16 protein-coding genes are annotated in these 13,473 nt (G+C 35.1%); 2 read left to right on the top strand and 14 right to left on the bottom strand.

The window, feature by feature from the left end:
* Window positions 1-6: 6 nt before the first annotated feature.
* The 4 genes from lepB to MHB74_RS05900 all read right to left on the bottom strand — a co-directional run bounded on the left by lepB (window position 7) and on the right by MHB74_RS05900 (window position 3,132).
* Complete coding sequence (gene lepB, locus MHB74_RS05915) at window positions 7-570, bottom strand: signal peptidase I (RefSeq protein ID WP_061676503.1); 564 nt, start codon at window positions 568-570, stop codon at window positions 7-9.
* A 56-nt stretch (window positions 571-626) separates the two neighbouring features.
* Window positions 627-1,220 (bottom strand): TVP38/TMEM64 family protein, encoded by a 594-nt coding sequence (locus tag MHB74_RS05910; protein WP_061676504.1) that lies wholly within the window; start codon window positions 1,218-1,220, stop codon window positions 627-629.
* 356 nt (window positions 1,221-1,576) lie between these two features.
* Window positions 1,577-2,161, bottom strand: coding sequence for a DUF4306 domain-containing protein (locus MHB74_RS05905; RefSeq protein WP_061676505.1), 585 nt, complete (start codon window positions 2,159-2,161; stop codon window positions 1,577-1,579).
* 389 nt (window positions 2,162-2,550) lie between these two features.
* Window positions 2,551-3,132 carry a competence protein ComK gene (locus MHB74_RS05900; RefSeq protein WP_061676506.1) on the bottom strand — a complete coding sequence of 194 codons (582 nt, stop codon included), beginning with the start codon at window positions 3,130-3,132 and terminating at the stop codon, window positions 2,551-2,553.
* A gap of 284 nt (window positions 3,133-3,416) precedes the next feature.
* Between MHB74_RS05900 and MHB74_RS05895 the strand changes: the two genes are divergently transcribed.
* Window positions 3,417-3,602, top strand: a complete 186-nt coding sequence (locus MHB74_RS05895; protein WP_061676507.1) for a hypothetical protein — start codon at window positions 3,417-3,419, stop codon at window positions 3,600-3,602.
* Between the two features lie 120 nt (window positions 3,603-3,722).
* On the opposite strand, the gene cspA is transcribed toward MHB74_RS05895, so the two are convergent.
* On the bottom strand, window positions 3,723-3,926 hold the full coding sequence (gene cspA / locus MHB74_RS05890) for an RNA chaperone/antiterminator CspA (RefSeq protein ID WP_000301522.1): 204 nt from the start codon (window positions 3,924-3,926) through the stop codon (window positions 3,723-3,725).
* Window positions 3,927-4,288: 362 nt separating this feature from the next.
* Between cspA and MHB74_RS05885 the strand changes: the two genes are divergently transcribed.
* The gene (locus tag MHB74_RS05885) at window positions 4,289-5,080 is read left to right on the top strand and encodes a phosphotransferase (protein ID WP_061676508.1); all 792 of its coding nucleotides are present in this window, start codon (window positions 4,289-4,291) and stop codon (window positions 5,078-5,080) included.
* A gap of 141 nt (window positions 5,081-5,221) precedes the next feature.
* On the opposite strand, the gene aceA is transcribed toward MHB74_RS05885, so the two are convergent.
* The 9 genes from aceA to MHB74_RS05840 all read right to left on the bottom strand — a co-directional run bounded on the left by aceA (window position 5,222) and on the right by MHB74_RS05840 (window position 13,343).
* Window positions 5,222-6,499 (bottom strand): isocitrate lyase, encoded by a 1,278-nt coding sequence (gene aceA / locus MHB74_RS05880; protein ID WP_061676509.1) that lies wholly within the window; start codon window positions 6,497-6,499, stop codon window positions 5,222-5,224.
* Between the two features lie 23 nt (window positions 6,500-6,522).
* Window positions 6,523-8,112, bottom strand: coding sequence for a malate synthase A (gene aceB, locus MHB74_RS05875; protein WP_061676510.1), 1,590 nt, complete (start codon window positions 8,110-8,112; stop codon window positions 6,523-6,525).
* A gap of 191 nt (window positions 8,113-8,303) precedes the next feature.
* A complete protein-coding gene (locus tag MHB74_RS05870) occupies window positions 8,304-9,089 on the bottom strand; it encodes an S-layer homology domain-containing protein (protein WP_270401527.1) in 786 nt (261 codons plus the stop codon).
* 136 nt (window positions 9,090-9,225) lie between these two features.
* The gene (locus MHB74_RS05865; RefSeq protein ID WP_061676512.1) at window positions 9,226-9,882 is read right to left on the bottom strand and encodes an S-layer homology domain-containing protein; all 657 of its coding nucleotides are present in this window, start codon (window positions 9,880-9,882) and stop codon (window positions 9,226-9,228) included.
* A 322-nt stretch (window positions 9,883-10,204) separates the two neighbouring features.
* Entirely contained in the window at window positions 10,205-11,470 is a 1,266-nt protein-coding gene (locus MHB74_RS05860) for a M48 family metallopeptidase (RefSeq protein ID WP_061676513.1), read from the bottom strand.
* Window positions 11,471-11,604: 134 nt separating this feature from the next.
* Window positions 11,605-11,793, bottom strand: a complete 189-nt coding sequence (locus MHB74_RS05855; RefSeq protein WP_016088942.1) for a hypothetical protein — start codon at window positions 11,791-11,793, stop codon at window positions 11,605-11,607.
* Between the two features lie 12 nt (window positions 11,794-11,805).
* Entirely contained in the window at window positions 11,806-12,105 is a 300-nt protein-coding gene (locus tag MHB74_RS05850) for a hypothetical protein (RefSeq protein WP_061676514.1), read from the bottom strand.
* Between the two features lie 31 nt (window positions 12,106-12,136).
* A complete protein-coding gene (locus MHB74_RS05845; protein WP_061676515.1) occupies window positions 12,137-12,493 on the bottom strand; it encodes a hypothetical protein in 357 nt (118 codons plus the stop codon).
* A gap of 1 nt (window position 12,494) precedes the next feature.
* Window positions 12,495-13,343 carry a CPBP family intramembrane glutamic endopeptidase gene (locus MHB74_RS05840; protein ID WP_061676516.1) on the bottom strand — a complete coding sequence of 283 codons (849 nt, stop codon included), beginning with the start codon at window positions 13,341-13,343 and terminating at the stop codon, window positions 12,495-12,497.
* Between the last annotated feature and the right edge of the window lie 130 nt (window positions 13,344-13,473).

Below are 13,473 nucleotides of genomic sequence, written 5' to 3'. Positions count from 1 at the left end.
ATTATATCAACCTTTTGAAAAATTCGTTTGCACCTCTTTAATTGGCCAATATCGTAAATCAACTTTACCGACAACTGTATCAGCTTTTACAAATCCAAAGTGTCTACTATCCCAGCTTCCGAGACGGTTATCGCCTACTACAAAAATATATCCAGGTGGCACCGACTTTTCTTTCGTCAACTCTTCTAGTTTAAAATCACCTGTTAGTTGTCGTCCATTTATCTCTTTCTTATACGTCTCTAAATAAGGTTCATCCACGAATTGTCCGTTTATATACAGTTTATCATGCTTATATTCAATTTGATCCCCAGGTAAACCGATAATTCGTTTTACATAGTCCTCTTTTTTATTCGCATGAAACACAACAACATCAAACCTGTTCAAGTCCCCCACTTGATAACTCACCTTATTTACAACGAGCATATTGCCATCTTGCAATGTCGGCATCATTGACTTCCCCTCTACAACGTACGTTGAAAAGAAAAACGTTCGAAAAAATACAGCTAATAATACACCAATTAAAATTGTTCGTATCCACTCTATGCCTTCTTTTTTCAAAGTTTTCTTCATCCGCTTCTCCCCTTATCCTTTAATAATGAAGCTTTCCTTTACAAAGAAGACTATTCTTAATGTAGTTCCAACTTTACTTCAATTTTCTTGCCGACATACCATAAAATAAAAATACCAATCACTACAATGACTGATTTCACCGGATTATGAATAAATGACATTAAATCATGACCGATATACGTTAAAATAAAAATCATCACAAGCTTTCCGAATGCGAGCGCAAGGCCAAACTGTTTTATACTAATGCGAGATAAACCAGCAACAACATTTATAAGCGCAGACGGTGTAAACGGAAAACAAAATATAACGAAAATCGGCGCGAACCCTTTCCTTTCAATCCATCCCATTGCCTTCCGTACTCTCTCATGCTTATTTACAAAAGAAAAGAAACGACTTCGGCCAAAATGGCGGATAATGAAAAACACAAGTAAAGCACCTATTACTGATCCAAGCCAAGAATAAAGAAAACCGAGCCAAAATCCAAATGCAACAGCATTCGCCAGTACAAATACGATGAGTGGCAATGCCGGAATCAACGCTTCTATCATCGGTAAACCAATACCAAGAAGTGGTCCGAACGCTTTATAACTTTCAACAATATGATCCATATTTTCTGGTGAAAAATACTCTTTGATTGTCTGAAAATCCATTCTACACTTTACCCCTTTACTCTAAGTACTACCTCTACTGTATCATCGCTTATATGAAAGAGGAAATGGTAGATACGACATATGGAGATGTAATTATTAAGTTTCCATATCTTTCATTAGAATTCCTTCATTATTATGCTATGATAATCTATCAATATTCGACAAGATATGAAGTCAGTTTAGACAATGTGCCCAGATTATCACTCAATGATTATTATAAAAAAGAAGAAAATAGAGAAAGTAATAATTAATCTTTTTCATAAGAATAATCCTACTGCATGTAGGGTTATTTCTACCTATACAAAAATAAGTAGCAGCGGATCATTTACCTTCAAACAATGATCCTTTTCTATTTGCTATTTCTTACATTTTTTCAACAAACGTACACTGTCAATCACAATTAGGATCAACATGTATATAAAAGATAGTATTAATACTGTACTCCCAATAGGTAACATTCGAAATTTGTATAGAAACTTATCAATCATATATATATCTTGCTCATTCGTTATAGTTGCAGGAGTGAATATAAGATAATCTTTCCAATTATCTATCCACGTTAAATCAACTGCGGAAAACTTCATCGTTCCTAACCACACGTAAAGAAAAATTGGGATAAGAATCATATATTGCAAGCTGTGTAATATCTTTCTTTGCTTCTTGCATTCCATAATTTGAAAAACAAGAAGTGTCAGTACATACACGATCGACAGTAGAAATACTATGGTGACAGCTGGTTGAATTGAAAAAGAAAATAGGAATTTATCAATTTCACTAATTTGACTATATTCTGTTGCATTTTGAGGCGTAAAAATAAAATATTGTTTGTCAGCCCCTATCATTAACTGACTACCAACAAAACCAGTAAACATAAAGGTAAGCAATAGTATAGGCAAAACAAGAATATATTGCGCCCAAAATAACATAGTCCTTTTCAACATACCATCTCCTTTTTATACAATAAGGTAAGCAATATCATGTATGCCACTAATGTAAAATGATATATATTAACAGTGCAATAAATATATGAAGTAAAATTACACTGTTAATGTAATTTTACACTATTCCAAACCACTAAAGAACAAAACCTTCCGAATTTTCTTTTTTTATGAAGCTTACAGCGTGACGATATATATAATAAAGTGAAACTTTAATCAGTGGGGGTTTTCTTCATCCGCCACTGACTATTAGCCCTCACCAATCGGACTTTAATGGGCAGCCCGCCCCCCACCTAACTTCTTTGCTTTCGCTGAATTTTGAGGTGGGGGTCTTACTGCCCATTAAAGCGGGATAAAATCAAAAAAGGATGAGTCACCCCATCCTTTTCCTCTCATACATCCTCTTCTCTAACAAAATACACTTTCTCATAAGCTGGCCTCAATGTTGATTCCTCCCTTTGATCTATCTCTTTAAAACAGGGGCTCCCTTGTTTTTTCCTACGATCTTCATATTCAGTACGCAATTTTGCCGTACGATTTAGTTGATTTTCAAAACTACTTTTTGATATTTCTAATTTCACAGCAAAGCCATTTATAAATCTAACAATAACATTTCCGTCCTTTGACTCTTTATTACTTTCAATATAAAAATGAGACAACCAAGCGCACTCTTTTCTAGAGTATGAATAAGTGGGGAAAAAATAAAGTTGATCTGTCGGACTAATCGCAATCGGTGCTTTATGTGTAATATGAGTTAACTCTTTCGTTCCTTCTTTTCTGCCTAAGAAACTAGAACCATGCTTGCGGCAACTTCTTTCTATAATATCTAGAGGCTTTTGAAATACGAAAAAGGAATCTTCCCTCTCAACAACTCGTGTAACAATTTTCTTCTCACTTAGAATAACAGGAAGTAAGGCCATTGTATTTTTATTTACCACATAGTTTTCAACATAACGTTCTACTTTACTTTCCATATTCTACTGTCTCCTTTTTTCCATTTATATTAGCAGCTGCATATATAATTTTAGCATCTATGAAAAGGAAATGGTTTACAGATTCCGCTTTTTTACAATACTTTATCATTTATCAAACATCTTTTAAATTATAAAATAATTATATAGTGATTTTTAAATAAAAAACCGATACAAAATGTATTTATACTATCTATAAATATTTACAACTGCTTCCTCATTTCGCATCATTACGACAATTAACTTTGCTATAATTAAAAGATAAATCCAATATATGGAGGTCCACTATGGAAGAAAAAGAAATTCAACCAACGATTCAAATGAAAAATAGCAGCATTGTGATCGTGAAAAACTCATCCAGCATTATATTCGGCTTATTTTTCATTCTACTATTCTTCGTAAAGCCTTTTCGAAAATCGAAATGCCCTGAGTGTAAGAAACGCGAAAAGAAACAGATTGGAATAGAAGAGTAAAAGGCCTTCCATTTTGGAAAGCCTTTTACTCTTCTTCGTTTTGTATACTATTCCATCGTATATTATAACAAAAAAAGGGATGGCAGCAGCCATCCCTTTTTTCCATAATAAACTATAAAATTATAGTTTGATTACGTTTTTAGCTTGAGGTCCACGGTTACCTTCTTCGATTTCGAAGCTAACTTTTTGACCTTCTTCTAAAGATTTGAAACCTTCAGTTTCGATTGCAGAGAAATGTACGAATACATCGTTTTCGCCTGGAACTTCGATGAAACCGAATCCTTTTTCGTTGTTAAACCATTTTACTTGTCCTGTTACTGCCATAATTATTTCCTCCTAAAGAAAACACAATTTATTTTAGTCTTCCTGTCTAAAAAAAGAATCCACACATTATCAAACACGAAACATAAACTAGTTCTCACATACTTTTTCTCGTTCGTTTTTCGGCACTTGATAATATATGGATTGCTTAATTTAACTATTCAACTGACTTCATCATAGCATACTTAAAATGAAATGTACAATCTTTTTTTGAAAATAACTGACAAATCAACTGGATTGTACATTCGTAAATAATTGATTTTAGTATGTGTGGATTTCACTTTAAAATGAACACACACATCATTTGAATGCGATTACACCTTTGTTCTGAAGTGTTACAATATAATTATATTGGAGGGGATTATATGTCAAACTACGCCAACGAAGAAAAGCTTACAGGGGGAAATGTATCAAATGTGTATCGTTCTAAAAATACTGTTCGGCGAGAATTAAAGCCAGGTAGTGCAAACATTCATACATTATTACAACACTTAGAAAACAAAGGGTTTCATCATGCTCCAAAGTTTTTAGGTGTAGATGAAAAAGATAGAGAAATTTTATCCTTTATTGAAGGAGAAGCTGGGAATTATCCGTTAAAAGCATATATGCGGTCTAATGATGTTTTAAAAGAAATAGCAAAGATGCTTCGCCTGTACCATGATGCTGTAAGTGATTTTCCTTTATTAGATGATTGGAAACCGATGGATTGTACTCCAAATAATATTGAAGTTGTATGCCATAACGATTTTGCCATATACAATATTATTTTTAATCAAGAAAAACCAGTAGGCATTATTGATTTCGATGTTGCTGCTCCTGGTCCAAGAATTTGGGATATCGCTTATACACTTTATACTTGTGTGCCTTTAAGTAGAGTGTATTATACAGAATCAGGCGAGGCAGTTCATTATGAATCAGCACAACATGCTGATCGTATGAAAGAAAGAGTGCAATTGTTTGTCCAGTCCTATGGTAAAAGTATGGACGAAGATTACTTAGGAATGGTGTTACTACGATTAGAAGCGTTATGTACATATATGAAAAGAAAAGCACAAGAAGGCGATGTGAATTTCCAAAGAATGATTGATGAAGGACATTTAGAGCATTATGAAAAAGATATGGCGTTTATTCGTGATCATGGAGCTGAGTGGATGTAATCATATTGTCTTTTTTTGTCGGTAAGTCGATATCCTTTGTCGAATCGTCGATATATTGAAATAATCGTCGATATATTTTCATTTACTCTCGAATCGTTTCGAAAATAATAAGGGGCACCCTTTAAAAGGGGCCCCTTCACTTTATTTTGTAAACTGTGCTTCTTCTGTAGATCCTTTTAGCGCTGTCGTTGATGAAGTACCGCCTGTAATAACTTGTGCTACTTCATCAAAGTAACCTGTTCCTACTTCGCGTTGGTGACGTGTTGCGGAGTAGCCGTGTTTTTCTGCTGCGAATTCTGCTTGTTGTAGTTCAGAGTACGCTGCCATGCCGCGCTCTTTATAGCCACGTGCTAATTCAAACATGCCGTAGTTTAATGAGTGGAATCCAGCAAGTGTTACGAACTGGAACTTATAACCGTAAGATGCGATTTCTTTTTGGAAACTCGCAATTGTTTTCTCATCTAGTTTTTGTTTCCAGTTGAATGAAGGTGAACAGTTATATGCAAGTAATTTCCCTGGATGCTCTTTATGAATTGCGTCTGCAAATCGTTTTGCATCTTCTAAATTCGGTTCAGACGTTTCACACCAAACGAGGTCTGCATAAGGAGCGTATGCTAAACCACGTGCAATTGCTTGATCAAGACCCGCTTTCGTACGGTAAAATCCTTCTGGAGTTCTTTCTCCTGTAATAAATGCTTTATCAACTGGATCAATATCGCTCGTAATTAAATCTGCTGCATCCGCATCTGTTCTTGCAACAATAATGGTTGGTACTCCCATTACGTCTGCTGCAAGGCGTGCCGAAATTAAATTACGCACCGCAGTTTGCGTCGGTAATAATACTTTTCCGCCTAAATGGCCGCATTTTTTCTCTGAGGATAATTGATCTTCAAAGTGCACACCTGATGCACCTGCTTCAATCATACCTTTCATCAGTTCGAATACGTTTAATTGTCCGCCAAATCCTGCTTCTGCATCTGCTACAATCGGTACGAAATAATCTGTATCATCGCTTCCTTCCATATGCTGAATTTGATCCGCACGTTGCAGCGTTTGATTAATTCGTTTTACTACAGCAGGTACGCTGTTCGCTGGATATAAACTTTGGTCTGGATACATATGTCCAGAAAGGTTCGCATCTGCTGCTACTTGCCACCCACTTAAATAAATTGCTTTTAGTCCAGCTTTTACTTGCTGCATCGCTTGGTTCCCTGTTAATGCGCCAAGTGCGTTAATGTAATCTTCCGTATGAAGCGATGACCAAAGCTTTTCAGCACCGCGGCGCGCTAATGTATGTTCAATATCAATCGATCCGCGCAGGCGAATTACATCTTCTGCCGAATATGGACGTGTGACCCCTTTCCAACGCGTATCTAATTCCCAGCTCTCTTGTAATTTCTCGATTCTTTCGTTTTTCATTTGTTCCATCCCCTTTTCAATTTTTATAAAATTTCATAACCTGGTAATGTTAAAAATGGTACGAATTCATCATTCCGAACGAGATTTGTAAACAACGTTGTCGCCTCTTGGAATCTCCCTTTCTTAAAGGCTTCTTTACCAATCTCTCTTTCTATTTTTGCTAGCTCTTCTTCTTTTAGCTCTTCCATCAGTTCAAGCGTAATATTACGACCGTCATTTAGCTTTCCACCTTCATGGCGAATCCATTGCCATACTTGTGCTCTAGAAATTTCCGCTGTTGCCGCATCTTCCATTAAGTTATAAATTGGTGCTGCTCCCCGTCCACTTAACCAAGATGCGATATATTGAATGCCTACGCTAATATTTAGGCGAAGTCCCTCTTCTGTAATCGTTCCCACTGGTACTTCTAATAAATCCTTTTCTGTAACATGTATTTCTTCACGTTTTCTAAAAATTTGATTCGGTGTTTTCATAATGTGATTAAATACTTCCATCGCGACTGGTACAAGTCCCGGGTGGGCAACCCAAGTCCCGTCATGGCCGTCTAAAGCTTCGCGCTCCTTATCTGCACGCACTTTTTCAAAAGCTGCTTCATTTGCTTCTGGATTGTTTTTAATCGGAATTTGCGCTGCCATTCCTCCAATAGCTGGTGCATTACGGCGGTGACACGTTTGAATAACTTTCAAAGAATACGCGCGCATAAACGGTGCCGTCATCGTGACTTGCGCTCTATCTGGAAGTAAAAATTTATTATGATTACGGAAACTCTTTAGAAAGCTGAAAATATAATCCCATCTTCCGCAATTTAACCCAGCAGAATGATCTTTAAGTTCATACAAAATTTCATCCATTTCAAACGAAGCGTGAATCGTTTCCAGTAGTACCGTTGCTTTAATTGTTCCGTTTGGAATACCGATATATTTTTGAGCAAATACGAAAACATCATTCCATAACCTTGCTTCTAAATGACTTTCCAGTTTCGGTAAGTAAAAGTATGGACCGCTTCCTTTTGCTAAAAGAGCTTTCGCATTATGGAAAAAATAAATTCCAAAATCTACTAAGCTACCAGACATATTCTTCCCGTCAACTTGCATATGTTTTTCTTCTAAATGCCATCCTCTTGGGCGCACAATTAATACTGCTGTTTTACTATTTAAACGATACTCTTTGCCGTTTTCATTTTTATGTGAAATCGTTCCCTGAACTGCATCTCGTAAGTTTATTTGGCCTTCAATTGCATTCTCCCAAGTTGGTGAATTCGAATCTTCAAAGTCTGCCATAAAAAGATGTGCTCCTGAATTTAAAGCATTAATAACCATCTTTCTATCTACTGGTCCAGTAATCTCTACGCGGCGATCCTCTAAATCTTTTGGCAACTTGGCAATTGTCCAATCCGCTTCACGTATGCGCTTTGTTTCTTCTAAAAACTTCGGAAACTCTCCTGCATCAATTCTCTTTTGTTTCTCCGCACGCTTTTGTAAAAGTTCTATGCGGCGCTCATTGAAATTTTCATGTAATTCCTTCAAAAAACTAAGCGCCTCAGGTGTCAATATTTCGTTGTACGCTGGTAACATTTCTCCGGGTAATGTAACCCGTGAAGTTTGCGTCGACATATTAGCATCCCCTTCTTAAACTGTTTTATAACAGATTTGATTTTATGTTTTATATTATATAACAAATCTTCAGAAAAGGAAGTTTTTTTTTGAAAATTCATTTCGTTTTTTTCAAAATGCCTTTCTTTCGCACTTTATTCCATACAAAACAGGCCACTGTTATACAACAATGACCTTTTTAGAATTCCATTTTAATTAGTTGAACTGTATTGCTGTTCTTCTTCAGGATTATGCAACATTGCTTTATATAAAAACTGAGCGTATTGTTCTCTTGTTACTTTCATAGACGGACCAAATTTATTCTCTCCGATTCCCGCCGTAATACCATTTGTTTGTATCGCACTAATTGCATTCGTTGCCCATGAATTTGCTGAAACATCGTTAAATGTATGAGATCCCTTTGCTTGTAAGTCAAAAGCATTCGTAAGAACTTGCGCCATTTCTGAACGCGTTAACGTTGCTTTCGGTCTAAAGTTCCCATGCTCGTCTCCTATGAAAATTTCTAGTTCCGTTAAAGCTAATATCTCTTCAATAAAGTTTGTCGAGTTTTCATCGATATCCCCATATGGGTTTTCATATTCATCTTGTTCTTCTATATCAAACACACGATAAATTAAAGCTGCAACTTGCTCACGTGTTACGTCATCTCCAAAACCGAAAATTCCATCCCCATATCCAAAAATAATTTCGTTTGCCGCTAAATTATGAATTGCCTCTTCTGACCAATGTCCTTTTGGTACATCTTTAAATACAATTGGATTTGTATTTTGTAACGGTGCACTTTCCGCTTTTACATTGTTACTCTCTGCTGAGAATAACACCCCACCCATAATTGTTAATGCCGTAACTGTTTTTAATAATTTTTTGCTCATCAAATTATCTCCCCAATATGTATATGTTTTTTTAAAAATATACATAACAAATGGTATAGTGACAATAGATTTTTCGACAGATTTCGTGGCGTTTTTGTGAATCATATTACACATCATGTCTTTTTTACGGGGGTGATTATAAAGCTTATGTATAATAATAAAAATACATAAAACCGAATAATAATTCTCTTATAAACAAACAAAAAGCACAAATCGTTCTATTTGTGCTTTTTGTTTCACTCTATTTCCAATCCTCTTTCAAATGATAATGAATAATCGCATTGTTTATAAACTGAGCATATTGTTCTCTCGGTACAGGGCGATTTAATTCATATATCCCTTTTCCAGTCCCTGTCACAACTTGATTAGATTGCAGTGCACTAATTGCCTCTTCTGCCCAATGTCCTTTTGGTACATCTTTAAATGTGTGCTTTTGTTTTGCTTCGAAAGTATATGCCTTTTGAATTACTACTGCCATTTCAGCTCGAGTAATTGGTGCTTTCGGTCTAAAGTTTCCGTTCGCATCACCTTTAAAAACGCCACGTTTTGTTAACGCTAAAATTTCCTTTTGGAAAGCAGTTGAACTGCTGGAAATATCTTTGTATGGATTCGCTATTGCCCCTTCGTCTTTCATTTCAAGTGTTTTGTAAATAACTCCAGCCACTTGTTCACGTGTTGTAAGATCTCCAACACCATACTTTCCATTTCCGTATCCAACTATTATTTTATTATAAGCTAAATCTAAAATAGCATCATATGCCCAAAATCCGTATGGAACATCATCAAATACGATCATTTCCGGATATTCTTCCGCTTTTACAGGGGCCACATTCGTTCCTGCAAATATACCGCCTACCATTGTCGCAATCATCATTACACCCAATATTTTTTTCTTCATTGTCCTCTCTCCCTATTTCTATTTTATGTTAAATAGAAAAATAATAGATAATACGAAGTTATCCATACTACATATGAAGTATCTTCAAATAAAATGAACTTCATTATTTCAGGAGTATTAATTTGTTGGTGAATGTAAGATAAAATGCAAATCTTCTAGAAGAAACATTTCGACTACCTTTCTGCTTTATACCTCCTTCTTTCTTATTTCAAAAAGGAAGCTGTCACATCTAAGGTGCTATATATTAAAAATTCTACAATCTCTTTGTGAACTCCTTTACATTTTAAAATTTCATTTTATTGACACAAAAAGAAGCAGTACACTACTGCTTCTTTTCTTTTTCATATTGTTCAAACGTATGAATTCTTTCAAAAATTGGTGGATGTGTGTATAAGAAAAACTTCACTAATGCAGGCGGATTTACTTGGCTTAAACTCGTTTTTGATAAATATTGAAACGTTTTTACACCAGATGCCCCATCTTTCGTCATATCTAAAGCATATTGATCTGCCGCTCGTTCTTCTATACGAGAAACATAGTTTGTTGCTGGCTGTGATGCAAAAGAGAGTACAGAAGAAATTAAGAAAAATAAAGGTAAAATTGAGAAACATGCTACTTTTGAAATTTGCAGCGTATCTCCCCATTTTCGAATGCACATATTTATAATACGGCTAATGAGAAACATCCCTATAAACGATAGCAACACATAACTCGCAACACCCCAATATATATGTTTCATAACATAATGCCCCATTTCATGGGCCATTATAAATAAAATCTCTTTATCTTTTAATTGCTTAAGCGTTGTATCCCACATTACAATACGGGCGTTAGGGCCAATTCCTGTTACATATGCATTTAACGCATTCGTTTTCTCTGACATATTTACTTCATACACGTGTTTAGCAGGAATGTCAGCTTTGTCTGCTATCGCTAAGATTTTCGTTTCTAATTCTTTATTTTTTAGCGTCGAAAAGTCGTTATACAGTGGATCAATTACAACAGGCTGTATAAATGTTAAAAAGATTGTAAATGGTACAGAGAGCGCCCAGCCTGCTAGCCACCATCTCTTCGGGAATTTACGGATAAGCCATAATAGAACGGTAACTACAATTAACATCGTCGCATAACTTTCCCAAAAACCGATAACGTGATCTTTTATCCAGCTTTGTGTACTTTGCGTTGAAATGCCGTAATCAACGGACACTTTTCGGCTAATCCATTGCATCGGCAGGGCAAGAACTGTTGTGAGTAATGATAAATAAAAGAAATAAATCGCAACTTGCAGGACACTTATTTTCGTCGTTTCCTTCGACCATTTCTCAAACTTTCTTGAAACACCGAGCACAAGTACAAATAATAAAATAATCCATTCCAGAGGCGTCGCTAAAAAGTACAGTAAATTTTTCACGCGCGAATAATCTTGGCTTAGCGTAAGCTCCCTTGCATTCATAAACGTTTCTGGATCTGCCTTTGTTCCTTTATACATGTCCGGAATCAGTTCATGATTCCATCCAAATAAATACCAATATATAAGCACCGCAAACCCAACGTACAAAAAAAGCGACCACCCAATAACCTTCCTCACGCTATTCCCTCCTCTATGCTGCCTGTCTATTATTATTGTAAGTTCGTACATGCTAAATTAGAACAAGCTTATTACGCGAATTGCTCGAGAATCTTCTATTTATATAAAAAAACTCTTCTACAAAAAGAAGAGTTTTACCTACCTTTAGACACTTTCTTCGGTTCATACTCTGGGATAAGAAACGTACTTACAACCCAACATATTAAACCAGCGCCTTTTATATAGCGTATATATTCATAGTCTTGAAAAAACAAAGTCGTTACAATAAGCGTAAAAAATCCAATTAAAACTAGTACGTATCCTATTTGCTTCTTAGATAACATAACGTGTCCCCCTTAAGGAAGTACATCCACTAATAAACTAAAATCTTGCAGAGAAAAAGAACTATATTTCATAATACCTTGCACTGCTAAAAGTAAAATAAGACCGGTCACACACATATAATTAACGCTTTCTTCACTCTTTTTTTCAGCAACTATTCCGCCGCTTATACATAATATTCCTAACAAATGGAGTGCTAAATACATAAAGAAATAAGCTTCCTCCCAGCGAAGAATAACATTGACTGTCGTTATCAACACTATGCTAAGCACAATCAAATAAAAAAACTTATTTGATGATATTGTTTCATTCATATAATTTTATACATCCCTTTCAAATTTCGAATTAATGATGTTTCAAAGCTATAAAGTAAATGATTGTTTTCATACTATAAAACAAAAGGAAAGCCACTATTACTTTCTCGAATACTTTATGAACCCACACATACTTCTCTTTATTCCTTCTGAAGATGCGCTTCATCATTTCTTCTACAATTAGACCAAATAGTAGCAAAACCCCTAACACAATAAGAAGAGAAATAATATTTTCTTTTAAATGAGTACTAGAAAATAAGTAATACTCTGGAAACACAATCGTATCTACTACAGGTTGTACCCAATGACAAACGCTTTTATCACACATATCTGTAAGAGACGTAGACTCTATAATTTCTTTCAATATTTTTTCAAACGTTTTCTTCATCTTACTTACCCTCCACTACGTCTGAAAAACTCTTTTCCTGCTCTACATATATAGCTGGCATTTCTTTACTCCAATATTTGCGGTTAACAAATAAAAAGATGAGTACTAAGTTTAATCCCGTTATAAAAATAATAAGTCCTGGAAAGAACGTCGTATAATTTGAGAAATCTGCAAAACTCATTATCTCTTCTTTATTTATTAAAAAAGATGCACCGATTACAAACGCATTGTTTAACATGTGAATCGCAATTGGCATAAGTAAACTATTCGTACGAATATATACGATTGATAGTACAACGCTAAATACTACTGCACCTAGGAAATCAACATGTAACAACGCAAACAACATCGCTACTACAATGATTGCTATACTCGTTCCCCATTTTGCTGCAAAGCGTTGCAGCAAAAATCCCCGAAAAACAAACTCACCAATAATTGGTGCGATGAATACGACCATAATAAACTGATATACAAATCCCCCTGTGCTATCTATAATCGGTTCACGTAACGCGTTCATAATAAATTCTGGTGTAATCCATGCAAAGCTATACATGTACAAAATAAGATATCCGTAACTAAACACGCCTAACATAAGTGCGATGTATAAAACTTGCACCAGGTTAAATGTTTCATTTTTATTAATAAATAATGAAAAGGAAACACGGTGTTTTCTATACTCATAATAAATCCACGTAATCGGAAGGATATAGAATATAAGAATATTTATAAAAGTAGAATTTTGCATATGAAATGTATTTTCTATCAATTCATTACTGGCTCTTGCAACTAAAGTTAATAGTGCAAATACAATTAAAAAATATCTAGCTCGCATCGTTTGAAACGGATTCACACTCATCTCCTCCCCTATGTTACTTTTATCATATCATTTGATTCTTAATTTTTTGCGAAAGAAAACCTTAAAATTTCCTTAAAAATTCCATAAGTTATAGAAAGATGATATGATATTCGAGGAAATTAGG

It is taken from the genome of Bacillus sp. FSL K6-0069, from assembly GCF_038007785.1.
In the GTDB taxonomy this organism is placed as follows: domain Bacteria; phylum Bacillota; class Bacilli; order Bacillales; family Bacillaceae_G; genus Bacillus_A; species Bacillus_A mobilis.
The sequence above is the reverse complement of the archived record's forward strand: the minus strand, read 5'-3'. Positions and strand labels throughout refer to the sequence as shown.